At 41.6% G+C, this 22,129-nt stretch carries 11 protein-coding genes and 5 tRNA genes; 7 read left to right on the forward strand and 9 right to left on the reverse strand.

Annotation, left to right across the window (positions count from 1 at the left end):
- Positions 1 to 76: 76 nt before the first annotated feature.
- The 6 genes from HNW13_RS06070 to HNW13_RS06095 all read right to left on the reverse strand — a co-directional run bounded on the left by HNW13_RS06070 (position 77) and on the right by HNW13_RS06095 (position 2,850).
- Positions 77 to 1,975 (reverse strand): GGDEF domain-containing protein, encoded by a 1,899-nt coding sequence (locus tag HNW13_RS06070; protein WP_101087039.1) that lies wholly within the window; start codon positions 1,973 to 1,975, stop codon positions 77 to 79.
- 378 nt (positions 1,976 to 2,353) lie between these two features.
- Positions 2,354 to 2,429: transfer RNA gene (locus HNW13_RS06075), tRNA-Asn, on the reverse strand.
- 32 nt (positions 2,430 to 2,461) lie between these two features.
- Positions 2,462 to 2,537: transfer RNA gene (locus HNW13_RS06080), tRNA-Asn, on the reverse strand.
- A gap of 29 nt (positions 2,538 to 2,566) precedes the next feature.
- Positions 2,567 to 2,642, reverse strand: a tRNA-Asn gene (locus HNW13_RS06085).
- A 23-nt stretch (positions 2,643 to 2,665) separates the two neighbouring features.
- Positions 2,666 to 2,741 (reverse strand) — tRNA-Asn (locus HNW13_RS06090).
- A gap of 33 nt (positions 2,742 to 2,774) precedes the next feature.
- Positions 2,775 to 2,850: transfer RNA gene (locus tag HNW13_RS06095), tRNA-Asn, on the reverse strand.
- A 1,597-nt stretch (positions 2,851 to 4,447) separates the two neighbouring features.
- On the opposite strand from HNW13_RS06095, the gene uvrB reads away from it, so the two are divergent.
- On the forward strand, positions 4,448 to 6,469 hold the full coding sequence (uvrB, locus tag HNW13_RS06100; RefSeq protein WP_192115015.1) for an excinuclease ABC subunit UvrB: 2,022 nt from the start codon (positions 4,448 to 4,450) through the stop codon (positions 6,467 to 6,469).
- Between the two features lie 103 nt (positions 6,470 to 6,572).
- On the opposite strand, the gene HNW13_RS06105 is transcribed toward uvrB, so the two are convergent.
- On the reverse strand, positions 6,573 to 8,189 hold the full coding sequence (locus tag HNW13_RS06105; protein ID WP_192115014.1) for a methyl-accepting chemotaxis protein: 1,617 nt from the start codon (positions 8,187 to 8,189) through the stop codon (positions 6,573 to 6,575).
- A 241-nt stretch (positions 8,190 to 8,430) separates the two neighbouring features.
- Positions 8,431 to 9,831 carry an asparagine--tRNA ligase gene (asnS, locus tag HNW13_RS06110; protein ID WP_101087044.1) on the reverse strand — a complete coding sequence of 467 codons (1,401 nt, stop codon included), beginning with the start codon at positions 9,829 to 9,831 and terminating at the stop codon, positions 8,431 to 8,433.
- A 181-nt stretch (positions 9,832 to 10,012) separates the two neighbouring features.
- On the opposite strand from asnS, the gene HNW13_RS06115 reads away from it, so the two are divergent.
- A complete protein-coding gene (locus HNW13_RS06115) occupies positions 10,013 to 10,348 on the forward strand; it encodes a hypothetical protein (RefSeq protein WP_011637624.1) in 336 nt (111 codons plus the stop codon).
- Positions 10,349 to 10,429: 81 nt separating this feature from the next.
- Here HNW13_RS06115 and HNW13_RS06120 read toward each other — a convergent pair whose 3' ends face one another.
- Positions 10,430 to 11,005 carry a CoA pyrophosphatase gene (locus HNW13_RS06120; RefSeq protein WP_192115013.1) on the reverse strand — a complete coding sequence of 192 codons (576 nt, stop codon included), beginning with the start codon at positions 11,003 to 11,005 and terminating at the stop codon, positions 10,430 to 10,432.
- Positions 11,006 to 11,545: 540 nt separating this feature from the next.
- On the opposite strand from HNW13_RS06120, the gene malQ reads away from it, so the two are divergent.
- The 5 genes from malQ (at position 11,546) to glgC (ending at position 22,122) form a co-directional block, all read left to right on the forward strand.
- Complete coding sequence (gene malQ, locus HNW13_RS06125) at positions 11,546 to 13,768, forward strand: 4-alpha-glucanotransferase (protein ID WP_192115012.1); 2,223 nt, start codon at positions 11,546 to 11,548, stop codon at positions 13,766 to 13,768.
- A gap of 37 nt (positions 13,769 to 13,805) precedes the next feature.
- Positions 13,806 to 16,043, forward strand: a complete 2,238-nt coding sequence (glgB, locus tag HNW13_RS06130) for a 1,4-alpha-glucan branching protein GlgB (RefSeq protein WP_192115011.1) — start codon at positions 13,806 to 13,808, stop codon at positions 16,041 to 16,043.
- Positions 16,044 to 16,102: 59 nt separating this feature from the next.
- Positions 16,103 to 18,202, forward strand: coding sequence for a glycogen debranching protein GlgX (glgX, locus tag HNW13_RS06135; RefSeq protein ID WP_243756174.1), 2,100 nt, complete (start codon positions 16,103 to 16,105; stop codon positions 18,200 to 18,202).
- Positions 18,202 to 20,760: a glycogen/starch/alpha-glucan phosphorylase gene (locus HNW13_RS06140; protein WP_192115009.1), complete on the forward strand. Its 2,559-nt coding sequence runs from the start codon at positions 18,202 to 18,204 to the stop codon at positions 20,758 to 20,760. Before glgX ends, HNW13_RS06140 begins: the two co-directional genes overlap by 1 nt.
- Positions 20,761 to 20,859: 99 nt before the next feature.
- Positions 20,860 to 22,122 (forward strand): glucose-1-phosphate adenylyltransferase, encoded by a 1,263-nt coding sequence (gene glgC / locus HNW13_RS06145; protein ID WP_101087050.1) that lies wholly within the window; start codon positions 20,860 to 20,862, stop codon positions 22,120 to 22,122.
- Positions 22,123 to 22,129 lie beyond the last annotated feature (7 nt).

Consider the following 22,129-nt stretch of genomic DNA (forward strand, 5'->3'; position numbering starts at 1 on the left):
ATAAAAAATAAGGTTAAACATAAAATGTTTAACCTTGACATAAAATCGTTATTTTTACCGTTTGTTAACGTTGTTTTTACTGTTTAGTTAACAATACTTCAGGTTTAGCAATATAATATCCTTGTAGTCCATCCACTAAAAGTTTTTCAAGGGTGAGTTTTTCATCTTGTTTTTCAACACCCGTGGCAATGACTCGAATACTAATGCGTTTGGCGATATCAACAATCATCCGGATAAAGAATTTATTGTTGTTATCCTGTTCAATATTATCACTATAACTGCTGTCCAATTTGATAAAGTCAGGACGGACCTCGCGGAAAAATTTAAATGAGGTAAAACCTAAACCAAAGCGTTCGACAGCGACTTTTGCGCCAACTTTATGGATCTCTGTGACAAATTTATGACTAGACTCTAAGTTAGCCTGCATTCCAGACTCATTGAGTTCAAACACTAATCTAGCCGCAGTACCACGGTGTTTAGATAATATATCCTTCAACCACACGGTAAAACTCTCTTGCAGAGCAGAAGAAGCACTAATGTTTACCCCCATTTGGCCTGAAATACTGGGGTTTTCACTTAACACTTTAATGGTTTGAGTGACTATCATTTTATCGAGCTCTACACTCATACCATAACGCTCAGCCATCGCAATCACAGTGGTTGTGGGTAAAGGTTTACCTTCGGAGTTATAAAATCGAGCCAAAAGTTCACGGTAAACTTCGGTGTCATTATTACAGGGCTGAATAGGTTGTTGATAAAATTTAATACTTCGACGGTTAATTAAGTCGTCAATGGTCACTTTCCAATGGTTATTACCAAATTGTTCATTCGCTGATAATTTTTCTAATTGATAGTAGCGATTGGGTCCGAGCGTTTGTGCCACGCTGACAGCGGTATCGGCTAATGCCATCAATGCTAATGGTTCATTTCCTTGTTGATAAGGCACCATACCCGCATGAGCAATAGAGTCACTCTTGATACTCTGGGCATATTCATCAAGATGACGCTTAAGTTGCTCTAAAAATCGTTCACCCTCTTTAAGAGTAATACTTTCAATGAAAACAGCAAAATCACCGCTAGATACCCGAAAACACTCACTCAATCCGAGGTTTGTAACTGACTTTCGAATACAAGTAGCCAGTTTAGCTAAATAATCATCACCAGCAGCACGCCCATGTAGTTGGTTAATCGTTGCCAGTTCTGCGGCCTTAATAACAACGAGGACACCATGCTGTTGTTTATCTGTTTTGCTTATAGTGTCAATATGTTGTGTAAAGCGTTGTCGAGTAGAAAAGCCACTCACGGGATCTTGATATGCCGCTTTAGTTAATTGTTCATTTTCTTTGCGTACGCGATCTAAACTGAGTTTTAATTGGCTACGACATGTTTCTAATGCTTTGCCGATGGGATGGAGCACACCTGGGAAGCGAGATTTCTCAATGGCTAGGAACGATAAGTCTGGAATATGAGTAATGTATTCGGCGGCATAGTTAATTCTTTTACGATGTAATTGCATTAACACCGCAAATAACAACATCAAAGCAATATAAGCGGTAATCAATAACGTCGCAGTTTGCTCTAAGTCATTAAAACTAGGGGACAACACACTCGCGGTGTCTAATCTAACTTGTAAACGCCCGTCAGGAAAATCATGCACATGGCCTAATTCAATATTAAAAATCTCGCTGGCAAAATCATCAGAAGGGCGAAGTAAACTGCCATGAGTATAATTTTCATTGCTGTCAGTATTATGGATATATTGGAAAAATTGAAAAGAAAACGCTGTAGACATACGTTGGTATAGCGCTTCTCCGCTACCCTGCCATTGATCAATGGTTTGCACGTATTGCTGGTAATTAGCTCGTGCTATTTCACCTTGTTCTTGTACTTCGTTGTTTTCGACCGTGTAAATTCGAAAAATTAATAAACCGAACACGATAAAAAGGACAAGCTGAAAGGATTTCGATAAGCCCATAAAACAACAATTCCTATGAGTGTATGGCTAAATTTGCTCGGTCTTGCACAAATGTCGTGCTGTAGATGTTCGACCGTGGTATTTAATCAATAATATAATGCTTTAAGTAATAATGCTTTAAATAGTTTATATAATAACCAATATCATCATAGCAGAAATGAGATTAAATGATTACTAATCTAAGGTATTATTTATAATAGAAAAACTAGCGATTTAGTACTAACTAATACCGATGAATAAGCGATTATAGTTAAGGTAAATTAAACTATTGATTAAAATATTGAAATTATAGGGTAGGTTGAGCAAGAGTGTGTTTTGCAGATGATAACGTTGCGGGATTTCTGTGGATATTGTTGCGTTTAATGTTGCGTTTAATAATGGCTCCCCAGACTGGACTCGAACCAGTGACATACGGATTAACAGTCCGCCGTTCTACCAACTGAACTACTGGGGAATTAATTATTACTATAAATACTTAATTTGAAATGGCTCCCCAAACTGGACTCGAACCAGTGACATACGGATTAACAGTCCGCCGTTCTACCAACTGAACTATTGGGGAAGCGTATTATTTCAAATGTGTTATCTCGATGGCTCCCCAAACTGGACTTGAACCAGTGACATACGGATTAACAGTCCGCCGTTCTACCAACTGAACTATTGGGGAATTATTTCGATAACAGTAAACGATGGCTCCCCAAACTGGACTCGAACCAGTGACATACGGATTAACAGTCCGCCGTTCTACCAACTGAACTATTGGGGAATTACGCTTACATCTCAACTCTGCATACTAAATTGGCTCCCCAGACTGGACTCGAACCAGTGACATACGGATTAACAGTCCGCCGTTCTACCAACTGAACTACTGGGGAAGCGTTTTTAGCAATGTATTGCTGAGAACGGAGCGCATAGTAAAACGCTCTGGTAACTGAGTCAACTCGAGTTATAAAAAAAAACGCATTTATGTGACTAATTGGTTACCAAACACACATCGTGAACGACTTTTGGGCATTTGTGTCGATTTTTAAACAATGAAAACAAAATGAATCACTTACTCACAACATTCATTTCCACGATTATAAAGACAATATTTTTGTATACATCATGTTTTTGATGTCTATCGTTGTGTTTTTTCGGCTATCTCGTCGGTGTGGTTTTATGGCGGAACTGAAAACCGTGTTGATATAAGTTCAATTCGGGATACAGAGATTGTATAGATCGGTAAAAACGGATTTATGGCAAGTCAGCAATATCAAACTTACTATTTGTTGCACTCATTAAGCTGATTTTACATGTGAAAAGGGGGCTTATTGCAAGTCAATGTCACTTTAAGCAAACTGATAGTGCAAACTTTGTGATGTGATAATTCTTTATTATCCTAAATTAAGGTTGATCTTATGAGATTGAGTTATGAGATTGAGTTATGTTTTTATCGACAGCTTCTTGAGTCAAAGTATGTTGATGATATTTAACTCAGCAAAGCATCGATACATAGCGCAAACGAGCTTTTAAACCGATAATACATTGTTGTACATTGTTGTACATTGTTGTTTTTAGCCGTTGAGATTACCCAGCTATCACCAGTGGCATTATAACTATATTGTCGACACCTTGATGAGTTCTATAGTGCAGTTATCACTAAATACTCAGACGTGGCTGAAAATAATCAATTTGAGTATGGCTAATATTCACCAGCCATAGCTTCGGCTGAGTCAACCATGTTTAGCGATACGAGGGAGGTGATATTTGTTGAATGTGTACTAGCGTCAGCGTTCACTGATCGCAATGTTGATCGGTGTTCAAGGCGTTGCTAATATATGAGGCGACTACAAATTTAAAACAGCAACTGAACTATTGTCGCTATCTTTCGTATTAATGTGCAAATGTAATTAAATTTCATCACAATTTTCTTACGTTTTTATGAAACTCACTTGCTCGCTACCCCGCAGTAGTATTGGGCTTTTGTGACTTATCCACTAAATCTGTGGATAAACTTGTGGACTTCTACTGTAAATAAGCGGCTAGCCCTTGTTGCGCTTGAGTCGGACTTAAATTGGTACAAATATTTAGCGATAAGTTAAGTTGTTTTTAATCAAGCAGATACAAAAATCAACAACTTTATTTTTTCACTGTTCTGTCAATTGCAAAATTGTAATCTCTTTGAATAGTAGATTGTGTATTAAATTGTGCTTTAAGCTCGATTTTTAGCGCATTTTTGGCCTTAAATACTGATCGAATCGATTTGTTTATAACTTTCATATTACGATCATTATGCTGTCATATTGAAGAACCAAGTGACAGATAATGATCTGCATGAAACACACCAATATTAAATAATATTCTGCAATTTTTCCTTCAATATAGTTACTGCCTCAAGTAAAAACACCAGAGGTTTAGTACTATTATGTATCGCCATTAACCTGTGTTTAGGTATATGATAATTGGTTCAATAGAATAGGAAACCATGTTGTGTCAGAGTCAGTATTTTCCCTAGAGTCCAAATTCGAACCCGCCGGCGATCAACCTACAGCAATAAAAAAATTAGTAGATGGCTTAGAGTCTGGCGTTGCTAGCCAAACGTTATTAGGCGTAACAGGGTCAGGTAAAACCTATACTATCGCGAATGTGATTAAGCAAATGGGCAGGCCAACCATTATTATGGCGCCTAACAAAACACTTGCCGCGCAACTCTATGGCGAAATGAAAGAGTTTTTTCCGCATAATGCGGTTGAATATTTTGTTTCTTATTATGATTACTATCAACCAGAAGCTTATGTACCCGCTTCTAATACCTTTATTGAAAAAGATGCATCGGTGAATGCCCACATCGAGCAAATGCGTTTATCGGCCACTAAAGCGTTATTAGAGCGTAAAGATGTGGTGCTTATTGCTTCAGTGTCAGCCATATATGGTTTAGGCGATCCTGATTCTTATATGAAGATGTTATTGCATTTGCGTCAAGGCGATTTTATGGGCCAACGTGACATCCTCATTCGGCTCAGTGAATTACAATACAAACGCAATGACATTGAGTTACAACGCGGGACATATCGAGTTCGCGGTGAAGTGATAGATATTTTTCCAGCAGAATCTGAACGCGAAGCCATTCGAATAGAATTATTTGACGACGAAATAGAACGCTTAAGTGAGTTTGATCCCTTGACCGGACAGATTAACAAACGAATAGCGCGTGCCACCATTTATCCCAAAACGCATTATGTGACACCAAGAGAGAAAATTTTAGCGGCAACTGAAGATATTAAAGAAGAACTCAGAGAACGTCGTCAATATCTACTCGATAACAATAAATTGATTGAAGCTCAGCGGATCACTGAGCGAGTTCAATACGACATAGAAATGATGGTCGAGCTAGGATATTGCTCCGGGATTGAAAACTACTCTCGATATTTATCAGGCAGATCGCCTGGAGAAGGTCCACCAACATTATTAGATTATTTACCTGCGGACGGTTTGCTGATTATTGATGAATCGCATGTGACGGTACCGCAAATTGGCGCTATGTACAAAGGTGATAGAAGCAGGAAAATGAACTTAGTAGAGTATGGGTTTCGATTACCATCAGCACTAGATAATCGGCCGTTAATGTTTGAAGAGTTTGAACGATTAATGCCGCAAACCATTTTTGTTTCAGCTACGCCTAGTTTATACGAGCTTGAAAAAAGTACCGGCGAGATTGCTGAGCAGGTAGTAAGGCCAACTGGATTACTTGATCCTGTGTTGGAAGTTCGGCCTGTGGGCATTCAAGTTGATGATCTTTTGTCTGAGATCCACAAACGCGTGGCGGTTAATGAGCGTGTGCTGGTGACCACATTAACTAAACGGATGTCTGAAGACCTGAGTGAATACCTTGACGAGCATGGGGTTAAAGTTCGTTATTTACATTCGGACATTGATACCGTTGAACGAGTTGAAATTATTCGTGATTTACGCTTGGGACGTTTTGACGTACTGATTGGCATTAACTTATTACGTGAAGGGCTAGATCTGCCTGAAGTGTCATTAGTGTGCATTTTAGATGCAGACAAAGAAGGCTTTTTACGTTCAGAGAGATCACTTATTCAGACCATCGGCCGTGCTGCTCGTAACGTTAACGGTAAAGTCATTCTATATGCGGACCGAATAACAAACTCAATGGCTAAAGCCATGGGGGAAACAGAGCGTCGCCGTGAAAAGCAACACCTACATAACCTTAAACTCGGTATTGTGCCTCGTGGAGTAGTGAAGAGTATTACCGATGTAATGGATGTAGGTGACACTAACTTCAGTAAAGGTACTCGTAAAAATCACTCTAAATTTGCTGAAGTGGCAGAAGAGCGAGCGAAATACACCAGTATTGCCGATTTGAGTCATCAAATTGATAAATTGGAAAAACAAATGCATGAACACGCTAAGAACCTAGAGTTTGAACAAGCTGCTGCCGTGCGTGATGACGTCAAACATTTACGTGACCTGATCATTGTAAACAGTTAATTTACTGAAAAATATAATTTTAGGTGAAAATAGATAGCCAGTTTATCAATGAAAATATGAAAAACTGGCTGAGAATGTTCTCTAGATGACATTGTAGCGTCAGTTAATTGATTTTAAATTGACCAATTTGAGCTCTTAACTGTTGTGATAACTGACCAACTTGGATACTGGCAGTATTTGATTGCTGGGCATTGGTCACTGTCAAACGAGCTTCATCGCTAATATTGACAATATTACGATTAATTTCATCGCTTACTGCAGTTTGTTCTTCTGCTGCGGTCGCTATTTGAGTCGCCATATTGGCTATTGTCGCCACAGACTGAGTAATTTTGCTTAGCGCATCACCAGCTTGCGCCGCTTGCTCCGTACTGTTAATGGCTTGCTCTCGACTCGATGCCATTACTGTCACGGCTCCTTTTACGCCTGATTGTAATTGGCCAATCATTTGCTGAATTTGGTTAGTCGAATCTTGAGTTCGTTTTGCTAGGGTGCGCACTTCATCAGCGACAACAGCAAAACCTCGTCCTTGCTCTCCTGCACGCGCAGCCTCAATAGCAGCATTCAGAGCCAGTAAGTTGGTTTGATCTGCAATTCCTCGAATGACTTCTAAGATAGTGCCAATATTATCGGCATCTTTTTGCAATTGATAGAGTGCATTAGCGGCTTGTTCAACCCCTTTAGCAAGATGATCAATCGAAGTAATCGTTTTCTTGACAATGTTGTCACCATGCAGTGCTTGTGCATCAGATTCTTGAGCTGCTTGAGCGGCTAACTCTGCATTATTAGCAACTTCAATGACGGTGGCTTGCATTTGATTCATAGCGATAGCGACTTGTTCAGTTTCACTTTGTAGTCGCTGCATCCCACTCAACGTTTCGTTACTAGCCAAAGTTAATTGGTCGCTTGCTGTACCTAATTGTTGGGTATTATGATTAAAGTCAGTAATTAATTCGCCAATATTACCAACAAACGCATTAAAACTGGCGGCAACTTTGGCAATTTCATCATCACTGCTATCATCTAACCTTGCGGTTAAATCTTTGGCGCCAGAGGCCACATTGCGCATTGAATCATCAAGTTTTTTAAGTGGTGTTAAAATACGTTGGTATAGCACTATCATAATGATCACAATAAACAATCCTATGCCAATGCTTCCCCATAATTGCACTCTAGCAGCGGTAGTGGTTGCCCTGAGAGTTTCATTAACGGTGAGTATAAATTGCTGATCGAGTTTTTGAGCCAATAGATCTAAGTTATCAGCTAAATCGCCAGCCGCATCATCAAAACCACCAGCGCTTTTCATTAATAAATTGCCGGCATCAGTTCCTTGAGTCAAATAGGCATCAGCCATTTTTATGCCTGAATCATGTAATGAATTAACTTGGCGTTTAATGTTTTGTGCCTGAACGGTAAATTCAGGAGCATATTGAATCAATTTTTCAATATGTTCTAGGGCGCTTTGCTTACTTTCGAGTGCTTCTGACTTTGCTTCATCACTTTTTGTTGCACCGACATCTGTTAGAAATTGCTGTATTTGCACGACAAAATAACGAGTATCTTTTAAGGCAAATATGGCATTAACTTGTTGTTCTTCATGTTTAACATTTACATGTATACGTGATTGCTGAACACTCATAACCCAAGCTAATAGTGTCAACGCAGTTAACGTTAGCATAATGGTAATTTGGAGCATTCTCTTAATTGAGAACTTTATATTCATAGAAATACCTTTGACTTAATAAGTGCTACAGCTTGCAATATGTATAGAATAACGTGTCATATAATATGTGTCATTTTCATTGCATTGTTATCAGATCTCTCTCTAATAAATCTATGGATTTAGTCAGTTTGAACACTATAAATTAAAATACTGATACTGAAATATCCTAAAAACCATATGGTAAAGCTAATAAAAAACGCGCCAAATGGCGCGTTTTTGTCATTTCATATTATCGAGATAATTAGAAACTGGCTGAACGTGGGGCGCGTGGGAATGGGATAACATCACGAATGTTGTTAACGCCAGTAACATACGACACTAAACGCTCGAAACCTAAACCAAAACCTGAATGAGGTACGGTGCCATAACGACGTAGGTCACGATACCACCAGTAATCTTCTTGGCTTAAATCCATTTCAGCTAAACGCATATCAAGCACGTCTAAACGCTCTTCACGCTGTGCACCACCGATAATCTCACCAATACCTGGTGCCAATACGTCCATTGCTGCAACAGTCTTGCCATCATCGTTTAAGCGCATATAGAAAGCTTTAATGTCTTTCGGGTAGTTCTTAACGACAACAGGCGCTTTAAAATGCTCTTCAGCTAAGTAGCGTTCGTGCTCAGATTGTAAATCAATACCCCATTCAACTGCGAATTCAAACTTCTTACCACAGTTTTTAAGGATTTCAACCGCATCAGTGTAATCCACTTGAGCAAAGTCACTGCTAACGAATGCTTGTAAACGTTCGATAACGGTTTTATCAACACGTTCGTTAAAGAAGTTTAAATCATCCATGCGTTCTTCAAGCACTGCGCTAAACGCGAATTTAAGCATTCTTTCCGCTAACTCAGCCGCATCATCTAACGTTGCGAATGCCACTTCAGGCTCAACCATCCAGAATTCTGCAAGGTGGCGAGTGGTGTTTGAGTTTTCAGCACGGAACGTTGGGCCAAAAGTATATACTTTCGATAACGCACAAGCATAAGTTTCAGCGTTTAACTGACCCGACACGGTTAAAAATGATTCTTTACCGAAAAAATCTTTATCGTAATCGACTTTACCGTCAGCAGTGCGAGGTAGATTTTCCATGTCTAAGGTCGACACGCGGAACATTTCGCCCGCACCTTCACAGTCAGAAGCGGTAATTAACGGGGTAGATACCCAGATAAATCCTTCTTGATGATAGAAGCGGTGAATCGCTTGTGATAAGCAGTTACGTACACGGGCTACTGCACCAATAATGTTAGTACGCGGGCGTAGATGGGCAAGTTCACGTAAATGCTCAATAGAGTGGCGTTTGGCCGACATTGGGTAAGTATCTGGATCGTCTACAAAACCCGTAACCACTATTTCAGTGACTTGTAATTCAAATGCTTGACCAGCGCCAGGAGAGGCAACTACTTCACCCGTCATTACGACAGAGCAGCCAGCAGTCAATTTCAATACATCGTCATTGTAATTGGCTAGGCTATTAGGCAAGACACCTTGAATAGGGTCGAAACATGAACCGTCATACACGGCCAAGAAAGAGATACCCGCTTTTGAATCACGACGAGTTCTTACCCAGCCACGGACAGTGACTTGCGAACCAACGGCGTGTTCACCTTTAAATACAGAAGCGACAGATGCAATGCTCATTGTTGCTTTATTCTCCAACGTATAGAATATAAATATAAAATTGGGGTTTATCTTACCTTGCTGGTGGCTTTTCTCAAGCTGAAAACGCTATTCTAGGGTGATTAATGTGATACTTTTGAGTATGTCGGTTAAATATATGGCTAATTAGCCTTTATATTCTCTCGTAAACCAAGGAAAGGCCATGTCTCGTTTAGGAATTATACAGGTTGTATTGACCGTTTTGTCGTTATTAGGCTGGAGCTTAGCCATTTATGCATTGATTATTTTTGGCGAAGCCAGACCTGATCGTGCGGTAGGTTATTTTTTGAGTAAAGGCGCATCGGTACGATTAAACTGGGACCCTGAGTTAACCATTAAATTAGAATACTTAATATGGTGGTGTGCTGGGGTCAGCTTTTTGAATCTGCTGGTAAACTTTTATGCAAAAGCCACCACTCGAATTGGTTTTTGGGTCAATATTCCATTGTTGTTTTTGGTATCACTCGCAGCCGGTTTGTATATTCGTTACGTGGTGTAGAATAACGCTGATGATGCTTGGAACAATAGTTCTAAGCTAATCAACCATCAATTGGCTGTTTACGTCATGTGCCTACAGTGATTAGTTATCTGCTATATGGTGGCACAGTAAATCTATGATGGCTGCCGTTACCCCCCAAATAAATTTGTCTTCAAATGGCATAAAGTGCACTTGATAATGTGCGCCGTGGCGATAATGAAACATTTTATGACGGTTACTGCGCTCAATAAAAAAATTCAATGGTACTGAGAAACAATCATCCACTTCACCGGGATCGAGAATCAGTTCAAATGGCTGCTTTATCATTGCCACGACAGGGGTGATCTCGAAACCAGTAAAGGTTTTATGAGCTGGAAACACACCTAAAATATCCACATTATCTGCCAATAAGCCAATTTCTTCGTGAGCTTCGCGCAGCGCGGTGTGGATGGCATTAATATCATTTGGCTCAACTTTGCCGCCAGGAAAGCTAATTTGCCCAGGATGGTGACGTAAATGCATCGGACGTCGGGTTAAAATAATATGTAATTGTTGCTCTATTTCGATCACAGGGATTAATACCGCGGCTTCGCGGCCAAGGTACGACGGGGGCGCAGAAGCAATTGTCGAACGCAAACAATGTAAGTTGTAGCGCAAAGTGAATTCGTGTTTATTCATTTATTACGTGTGTATCCTGTTAATGACAAGGGATGTTGTGATCTGGAATCAACCCTGCGTGGTACTTTGGAACGAAGAGATTATCACCCCACCGCTGACAATAGCGATACAGCTAGCATAACAGAAGTATTAATTGGCTATTCTATTTCAGTAACAAGCATCACTGTTAACCGTGGCGTTATAAGGCTTAAACATCTACATAGGGTAATTGAGCCAGAGCAGTTTTAAGACTTAAGCCATTGGCAATACAAAATCATAATAGCAATGATATCAACTGCCTCTTTTTAAGGCGCTTCCACTTGAAATCCATAGATAATATGCACTGATTTGATTGTTGCGCACTATTTTTGTGCAAAAAACAAACTTAAAACAAGCGTATTAAACGAGCAATACAATCTTAACCTTTCTTTAGTAACTATATGATTTTTAATGAATAGCCATTGTCATCTTACTGCAATTAATCTGTCGTCAATTTGTTATGATGAACTGGCATGGTAACTGCTGGAATTAATGCAGTTAATTATCGCGAGGAAGACAAATATGGGACTAGAGAAGTTGCTATATTTGCAAGGCGTTGGGGCAGAGTTTATCGATTGTTTCGGTAATCTTGTTCACATACCTGCTAAGGACAGGCAGGGCATTTTAACGACAATGTTGTTGCAATCGTCGTTTGATCAACATGAACACCTTCATGGTATGAATAAGCCTGACCAGCAACTATTCGATGTACAGCCTTTTACTCAGCAGCATTTATCACCACCAAAGATAGACGCCAGAATAGCGCAACTCGATGTACAGCCTTGGTTGGTACCGCTACATGGTTTTCAGTGGTGTACTATTGATAAGCCTCATGTTGATATCTATCTGCCAGAGCATTATTCATTTGAGTTTGTGGTGACCATCAGCGGTGAAAATATTGACACAATTTCGGTGAATGCCGATGTGAGTGATTGTGTTATTGCTGGCGAATATCATATTAATGATCAACGTTATTGCCAATATCGTTTAATACTTGATAAAGCTAAATTACATTTAGGTTATCACCAACTCGATTTAGCGTTTATTAACGATCCTCAGCATAAAGATACCTTACATGGACAGTTGATGGTTGCACCGTCTACAGCTTATCAAGGTCGCCTAGTGCAACCACTTAACAGCAGTAAGCAATCTTGGGGGCTTAATGCGCAACTGTATGCATTGCGTAATGATGCGCAATGGGGCATTGGTGATTTTGGCAATTTAGCTGAGCTTATTGAGTACGCTGCCCATGCTGGTGCTGATTTTATTCTTCTCAATCCATTACATGCAGTAGACATAAGCCAGCCAGATAACCCCAGTCCATACAGTCCAACAGACCGCCGTCGGTTAAATCCCTTGTACATACAAATAGAAGCCGTTCATGAATATAAAGCCCTTAATGGGCAGTTATCATCACAAAAATGGCAGCAAAAAAGGTTAGTACTGAATCAAGCACATCTTATTAATTACGATGAAGTGCACAGTCTTAAATACGCAGCATTCGAGAAAATGTATCAAATATTTTGTTCTCACCACATCAAGCTAGAAACCCCAAGATACAAGGCCTATAAAGAGTTTGTTGTACAAGATGAAGCTGCGTTGATGCAGTTTGTTACCGTCGAAGTGGAATTAGCATCTAAATATTTCACTCAAGATGTTGGCTTTTATTTGTATCTGCAATTTGTCGCCGATGAACAATTACAAGCTTGTCAGTTGAATGCAAAACAATGCGGTATGAGTATTGGGCTTATTCGTGATTTGGCCGTAGGTGCGGTGAGTCATGGCGCTGAAATTAGTGCCAATGCAGATTTGTTTTGTGATAACGCCAGTATCGGCGCACCACCAGATCCTTTTGCTGAGCAAGGCCAAAATTGGGGCTTAACCCCATTCGACCCCGTGAAATTAAAGCAGCATAATTTTAGCCATTTTATCCAATTGGTTCGCAGTAATATGCAAAGCTGCGGCGCGCTGAGAATTGATCATGTTATGGGATTACTACGTTTGTGGTGGTGGCCTCTGCATGAAGAACTTGGTAAAGGTTGCTATGTATATTATCCGCTGGACACCTTGCTCGCCATTGTTTGTTTAGAAAGCCAGCGTGCTCGTTGCATCGTAATTGGCGAAGATTTAGGCATAGTACCACCAGAGATTGTGTCGTGTTTACACCAAGCGGGCATTTTATCAAATGAATTATTTTATTTCTGTAAAGACCATAATGGGTTCAAACCACCACAAGACTATAAACGTCAAAGCCTGATGATGTTGGCTAATCACGATGTACCGACACTTTCTGCGTGGTGGTTTGCTGCGGATTTACGCCTACGACGTCAACTTGAATTGATTGAAACCGATGACAAGTTACATCAGGTCATGGACCAGCGTCAGCAAGAAAAACAGCAATTGATTGACTTGCTTATCCGCGAACAAGCATTTGAGCTACCAACCCCCATGACATCAGCCGAACAATTAGATTTTGATAGTGTGTTGTTGGCTTGGATCCGCGTTGCTGCTAAGGGCAATGCACAACTATTTAGTGTGCAATTAAGTGATTTAGTCGCTGATAAACACGGGGTAAATATTCCCGGTACTTGGAAAGAGTTCCCTAATTGGCAACGCCGATTACCCCTGTCTATCAAACAAATGTCCCAAAGCCCTAAAGTGCAGCAACGTCTTGAAGCGATAGCATCGGCGCGAAAGTCCCGAACTCACGCCAGTGCAGTTAACACAAGTGCAGTAAACACATAGTCATCCGATAAACTTGCTCATTAATGGATCATTAAATATGACAGTAGCGACCCCGTATTTTCAACAAGGTAGTGAAATGGCCTTATTAAATGGTGAGTACACCGATGTGTTTTCACTGCTTGGTATGCACAGTGTTAATGATGATAAAGCGCTGGTTGTTCGTTGCTTAATACCTGGTGCGCTCAGTGTTGATGTGTTGAATGCTAAAGATCGACGTAAAGTGGCGACGCTTGAGCAAGTGAATGAACAAGGTTTATTTGCCGGTAAAATGGGCCGCAGAGTTAACCATTTTGCTTATCTATTACGGGTGCAATATCCGTTGTGTGAGCAGCTTATCACCGACCCATATCAATTTGACAGTCTACTTAATCCTGACGATGTGTATTTATTTGGCGAAGGAAGCCAGCTGCAAACATACCATTTTCAAGGCGCTAATTGGCGTGAACATCACGATGTAAAAGGGGTTCATTTTTGTGTTTGGGCGCCAAATGCTAAGCAAGTTGCGGTGATTGGTGATTTTAATTTATGGGACAATAAGCGCCATGTGTTGCGCCATCATCCAGCCAGTGGGCTGTGGGATATTTTCATTGCCGAGGTTGAACCCGATCAGCACTATAAATATGCCATTAGCGATATGCATGGCAATCAAGTCATTAAGTCCGATCCTTATGCGGTCGCCATGCAACCGTCACCTCATAATGCGTCGAAAGTACCTCGAGTAGAAGGCTATGACTGGCAAGATAGTCAATGGTTAACAGAACGGGCAAGTCATCAACCACATGTACAACCTATGTCTATTTATGAAGTGCAATTAGCCTCATGGCGCCGCAACGGGGATGACGGCCAAGATTATACCGATTACTCGCAGTTAATAGCCGAGTTGGTGCCTTATATCAAAGAAATGGGCTTTACCCATTTACAGCTAATGCCAATCAGTGAATATCCGTTCGATGGCTCTTGGGGTTATCAACCCGTGGGGTTATTTGCGCCGACGTATCGCTTTGGTGATGCCAATGGCCTTAAAGCTTTTATCGATGCATGCCACCAGCAAGGCATTGCGGTGTTACTCGATTGGGTGCCAGCTCATTTTCCTCGCGATCCTCACGGTTTGGTACGGTTTGACGGCAGTTGCTTATATGAACATGACGATCCCCGTAAAGGCGAACATCCGGATTGGGATACATTAATTTATAACTATGGCCGCGCGGAAGTGCGCAGTTTTTTATACAGTAATGCGCATTACTGGCTAGATGAATTTCATTTTGATGGCTTACGCCTTGATGCTGTGTCGTCAATGCTCTATCTCGATTATAGCCGTACAGCGGATCAATGGATCCCCAATGAGTTTGGCGGTCGTGAAAACCTTGAGGCAATCAGCTTTCTGCAAGAATTAAACGCACGTATGTATCAGTGTTTTCCTGGTATTAACATGATTGCTGAAGAGTCCACCGCATGGCCTGGTGTGACACAAGCCACCAGTAATAATGGCTTAGGATTCGGCTTTAAGTGGAATATGGGCTGGATGAACGACACACTGCGTTATATCAGTTGCGATCCCCTTTTTAGGCGTTATCACCATGGAGAGCTCACTTTTAGCTTAGTTTATGCTTTTACCGAACAATTTATTTTGTCACTCAGTCATGATGAAGTGGTTCACGGTAAGGGCTCGTTACTGCATAAAATTCCTGGTGATGACTGGCAGAAGTTCGCCACATTACGCGCTTATTATGGCTTTATGTGGACCCATCCGGGCAAAAAACTGTTGTTTATGGGTAACGAGTTTGCCCAGCGCAACGAATGGAACCATAACCAGAGCCTCGACTGGCATTTATTAACCTATGCACCACATCAAGGTGTGCAAGATTGGGTGCGCGATCTCAATCAATGCTATCAACAATATCCTGCCTTATATCAACGTGATCATCATAGCGACGGTTTCCAATGGCTCGACTGCAACAATGCTGAAAATAACATTTTAGTATTTTGTCGTTTTGGCATGGATAAGCAACAACATGTCGTGATTGTGGTCAACATGTCTCCACAGGTTTATCACGATTTCAGAGTGGGTGTACCTGCGGAGCAATGCTACAGCGAAATGCTCAACAGCGACCATCGTCACTATGGCGGCAGTCACGTCGTCAATGATAATCCCTGTGAAGTTCAAGCGACGCCATGGCAGGGCATGTCACACAGTATTGTCATTACTGTCCCTCCGTTAGGTTGCAGCATTTGGGCTCCAGAACTGGACGAACGAACTGACGAACCAGAAAGCTAGATGAGTCGACGGAATAAGTGGGTACAGACACTATGGTTTCAACTTTACAGGGGCATGTTATGGATATGACCAGCGGTTATCCTTATCCACTAGGGGCGACACTCGATGATAACGGGGTGAATTTTTCGTTGTTTTCGGCGCATGCAACTCAAGTCGTATTGTGTATCTTTGATGCCACTGGAGAAGTTGAGGTCGCGCAATACATCATGAGCGATCAAACTCGACAAATTTGGCACTGTCATCTTGCTGATGCACAAGCAGGGCTATTGTATGGTTATCGTGTCTTTGGCCCATATCAACCTCAATTAGGTCATCGCTTTAATCATCATAAATTGTTACTCGATCCCTATGCAAAAAAGCTGGTGGGCGAGGTGATATATCATCCTGCGCTTTATGGTTATGACATTGAAGCCAGGGACGAAGATTTGTCATTTGATACCCAAGATAGTGCGCCATATGTGCCTAAAGCACAGGTTATTGATTGCGGCTTTGTCAATGATATTCCAATTGAGCCGCTTAATATTAGCCTTGCGCGCAGCATTATATTTGAAACCCATATAAAAGGGTTTACCCAACAGCATCCCAAGGTCAGCAGCGAGCAACAAGGCACCTTTGCAGGTTTAGCGAGCCAACCTATCATCGATTATTTACAAAACTTAGGCATAACCTGTATAGAGCTATTACCCGTGCATGGTTTTTTTGATGAGCCATTTTTAATTGAAAAGGGCCTCAATAACTATTGGGGATATAACAGTATTGCTTTTATGGCGCCGCACAGCGCTTATTTGTCTGCATCGGATGACATTGCTGAATTTAGGCAGATGGTTTCTACACTTCATCGAGCAGGCATTGAAGTCATTTTGGATGTGGTATTTAACCATACTGCAGAAGGTAACCATTTAGGGCCAACGTATGGTTTCCGCGGGATCGACAATGCCAGTTACTACCGTTTATTACCCAATGATAAGCGTTTTAACATTAACGATACCGGTTGTGGTAACACCTTTAATCTTAATCATCCCCAAGTACTGATGCTGGTAATGGATTCGCTGCGCTATTGGGTTGAAGTAATGGGCGTGGATGGATTTAGATTTGATTTAGCCAGTTGCCTTGGACGAGAAGCCTATGGCTTTGACCCAGGAAGTGGATTTTTTGACGCCATCACTCAAGATCCTGTGCTGTGTAAAGTGAAATTGATTGCTGAGCCATGGGACATTGGACCTGGTGGTTATCAGTTAGGCAATTACCCTGTGGCATTCAGTGAATGGAATGACCGTTACCGTGATGCTATGCGCAAATTCTGGCGCGGTGACAGTGGTTTGTTACCTGAATTTGCTAAACGATTTCATGGCTCGAGTGACTTTTTTGAACATAACGGTCGCGGGCCAGCAGCCAGTATCAATTTTATCACCAGTCATGATGGTTTCAGTTTGCATGATGTAGTCAGTTATGACGATCGTCATAACTTGGCCAACGGTGAAGACAACCGCGATGGACATCAAGAAAACTGTAGCAGTAATTATGGCATAGAAGGCGAGTGCGACGATGTCGCCATCAATGCCATTCGCAACCGACAAAAGCGCAATTTATTAACGTGCTTGTTGCTATCTCAGGGGGTGCCGATGCTATTGGCTGGCGATGAATCTAGCCAAACTCAACAAGGTAATAACAATGCCTACTGCCAAGACAATCCGATTGGTTGGTTCGACTGGCAGCAAATAGATTGGTCGTTGGTGAATTTTACCGCTCAGTTGATCACCTTACGTAAACGCTTTCCGATGTTGTGTCATCAAGCATTTATTCATAAACCAGAAGCATTATTCGATAACGGTTTAGCGTGGTTTAACCGCCAAGGTGAAGCGATGACGAAATCACATTGGTGTGAACATCATACCCGCACCTTAAGCGTTATTTTAACCGGTAATTTAGGTGATGCCGATGTTGGCGCCGTTGCTGAAAGCACTGAAGCCTTATTGTTGATGATCAATGTCGATGAGTCCCCACATACCTTTACATTACCGCAATTGCCTCACTTTCGTTATTGGCATTGTTTATTGCATACCCAAGAAAGTGAGCCGGTGGTGGATGCCAGTCAGCAAGTCAATTTAATCAGCCGTAGTTTAATGTTATTTCATACCGAGTTTACAAGGAGCAATTGATGACCACAGCGAAAACTAACGCCAGTGCGACTAAACCGACTGCCCGTGCCAGTCGAGCTAAAGCTAACAGTAAGACCAGTAGTAAAACCCAAGTCGCAACACAAACCGCAGCAGATAATCAGCTCAGTTCTCATGCAGAGCCTTGTGAACCTTGCGACAGTTTAGCAGCCTCGTTAGCCAGACATATTCGTTATGGTTTATGTCGCGATGAACATGAGCAACATGAATTGTTTAATGCCGTGGCGCAAAGTGTTAAAGAGCAAATGCTGGATAACTGGCGTCAAACACGGATAAAAGATAATCAATACCAACAAAAACAAGTGGCTTACTTGTCGTTAGAGTTTTTGATGGGCCGAGCATTAGGTAATGCATTACTGAGTTTAGACATTACCGCCGATGCGCAACAAGTCATGACAGAATACGCGACTAGTTTAGAAGAGCTTGAGCAAGTTGAGCAAGATGCGGGCTTAGGCAATGGCGGGCTTGGACGACTTGCGGCGTGCTTCCTCGACAGTTGTGCCAGTTTAGATTTGTCGGTTACTGGTTACGGTATTCGTTATCAATATGGCATGTTTGTGCAAAAAATTGTCGATGGTTACCAAGTTGAGCGTCCGGACCGTTGGTTACGACACGGTAATCCATGGGAAGTCCGTATTGCCAATCGTATTGTGACGGTTCCCTTTTTTGGCCATACCGAAACCTATGTCGATAAACAAGGGCATCGACACCATGTGTGGGCGGAAACTCAAAATGTACTGGCCGTGCCTTATGACGTGCCGATCCCAGGATTTAAAAATGGCCGAATTAATACGCTGCGCTTGTGGAAGGCAGAAGCCAATGACGAGTTTGATTTAGCAGAGTTTAACGAAGGTGATTATGCTGAAGCCGTCGCGACGAAAAACCTAGCCGAACAAATCACCATGGTGTTGTACCCCAATGATTCGAGTGTTAACGGCAAAGAATTGCGGTTAAGACAACAGTACTTTTTGTCGTCTGCCAGCTTACAAGACTTGCTGGCCCGTTACGTCGGTCAATTTGGTGAAGACTTTAGCCAGTTTAGTACTCATAACGTGTTGCAACTTAATGATACTCACCCGAGCATTGCAGTACCTGAGTTAATGCGGTTGTTACTTGATCAATATGGCTTGAGTTGGGATACCGCTTGGGCGATCACTAGTGAATCTATGGCGTATACCAATCATACTTTATTGCCAGAAGCACTAGAGCGTTGGTCTGTGCCGATGATGAAAAATATGTTGCCGCGAATTGTCGAAATTATTTTCGAAATCAATGCACGTTATCTTGAACAAGTGGCTCATCATTGGCCCGCAGATATTCAAAAATTGGCCAACATGTCGATTATTGAAGAAGGCCCCGAGCAGCAAATACGGATGGCATATTTAGCGATTGTTGCCAGTTTTTCGGTTAATGGTGTGGCGGGATTACATACTCAGTTGCTTAAAGAAGGGTTATTCAATGACTTCTATCAACTGTGGCCCCACAAATTTAATAACAAAACCAACGGTGTCACCCCTAGGCGTTGGCTCGCGTATTGTAATCCTAAGTTATCTGAGTTGATTTGCCGACGCTTAGGCGATGAGTGGATTAACGATTTATCACGTCTTACCGCGTTAAATGCTTTTACCAGTGACAAAGCATTTGTTAAGGAATGGGCGCAAATAAAACTCGAGAATAAACAAGTGTTAACCACTTTTGTACATCAGCAATGTGGGGTTGAATTTGACCCTCTGATGATGTTCGATGTGCAAGTAAAACGTATCCATGAATACAAGCGCCAATTATTGAATATTTTGCATGTTATTCATTTATATCGTCGAATTTTAAATGGCGATACTCAAGATATGGTCCCCCGTTGCGTATTAATTGGTGGCAAAGCTGCGCCAGGGTATGCCATGGCAAAACAAATCATTAAGTTAGCAAGCAATGTCGCCCATATGGTCAATTCTGATCCACTGGTGACGCCGTATTTACGTATGGCTTTTCTGCCTAACTATAACGTTAGTGCGATGGAAAAAATTTGTCCGGGTACCGACTTATCTGAGCAAATATCAACAGCAGGTAAAGAAGCTTCAGGTACAGGCAACATGAAATTCATGATGAATGGTGCTTTGACTATCGGCACATTAGATGGTGCCAATATTGAAATGCTTGAAGAAGTGGGTGATGAGAACTTTTTCTTATTTGGCTTAGATGCTAATCAAGTAAGCCAAGCCCGAATGAATTATCAGCCTCAGCACATCGTTGAACATTCTAAAGCCCTTCATGGGGTGATGGACATGCTCAAAAGCGCTCATTTCAATTTGGTCGAACCGGGTATTTTCGACAACATTATTGCCTCGATTGTCGACCCTAACGACCAATGGATGACCGCTGCCGATTTTGACAGTTATTGCTTGGCACAAGAACAGGTGGCAAAAACCTATCTTGATCAAGATAGTTGGCAAAAAATGAGTATTAGAAACACCGCCGCAAGCGGGCGTTTTTCAAGCGACAACACTATAGCGGGTTACCGCGACGAAATCTGGATGAAAAAGTAATACAGGGATGGCGGTGTTATGCCGCTTAGTTAACAAGTAAGTCGTAGATCAATGCTTATTTATTGATGGCTATCTTTGATAGTCAAATGGAGTCTGCTTATGAGTAATGTTCGTTATATTAGTAATTTAACTCGTGATACCTATGCGCTTATTTTGGCGGGTGGTCGTGGTTCTCGGTTGTACGAATTAACCGACTGGCGCGCTAAACCGGCGTTATATTTTGGTGGTAAATTCAGGATTATTGATTTCCCATTATCGAATTGTATTAACTCTGGAATTCGTCGCGTGGGAGTGGTGACACAATATAAATCACACTCGCTTATTCGGCATGTTACTCGTGGTTGGGGCCACTTTAAGAAGGAATTGGGTGAATCGGTTGAGATATTACCGGCGTCGCAACAAACATCAGGTAATTGGTATCAAGGTACCGCAGACGCCGTGTTTCAAAATATCGATATTATTCGCCATGAAATACCTAAATACGTGATGATTCTATCTGGCGATCATGTATACCGCATGGATTATGCCGGCTTGTTAGCCGCCCATGCAGAATCTGGTGCCGACATGACCGTGTGTTGTTTAGAAACGCCGATAGCCGAAGCTGCGGGGGCATTTGGGGTAATGGAAGTCGATAGCACTAATCGGGTGATTGGCTTTGAAGAAAAACCAGCTGAGCCTAAACCGACACCAAACGATCCGGAAATGTGTTTAGCCTCGATGGGCAATTATGTGTTTAATACCAAGTTTTTGTTCGATCAATTGAAAAAGGATTCGAACAACGAAAACTCAGACCGTGACTTTGGTAAAGACATCATTCCGGCAATCATAGAAAAGCATAATGTGTTCGCGTTTCCTTTTACTAGTGCCGTTCCAGACGAACCTGCTTATTGGCGCGATGTGGGTACTTTAGATTCATTTTTCCAAGCCAATATGGAGCTATTATCACCTACGCCGGCATTGAATTTGTATGATGCCAAATGGCCTATTTGGACCTATCAAGAACAATTACCTCCGGCTAAATTTGTGTTCGATGATGAAGATAGACGCGGTATGGCGGTTGATTCTATTGTGTCCGGTGGTTGTATTATCTCCGGCGCAAAAGTTAAACGTAGCGTGTTGTTTGATGAAGTGCGGGTATGTTCTTATTCGTCGGTAAAAGACTCGGTATTATTACCCGATGTGGTGGTATTAAAGAACTGTAAAATCCAAAATGCCATTTTAGATCGGGGTTGTATCATCCCAGAAGGCATGGTGATTGGTTATAATCAAGATCACGACAGGGCAAGAGGTTTTAGGGTATCCGAAAAAGGTATTACCTTAGTAACTCGTAAAATGTTGGGTTTACCTGTTGGTTACGAATAAGGACCGT

The organism is Shewanella sp. BF02_Schw, from assembly GCF_014596695.2.
In the GTDB taxonomy this organism is placed as follows: Bacteria; Pseudomonadota; Gammaproteobacteria; order Enterobacterales; family Shewanellaceae; genus Shewanella.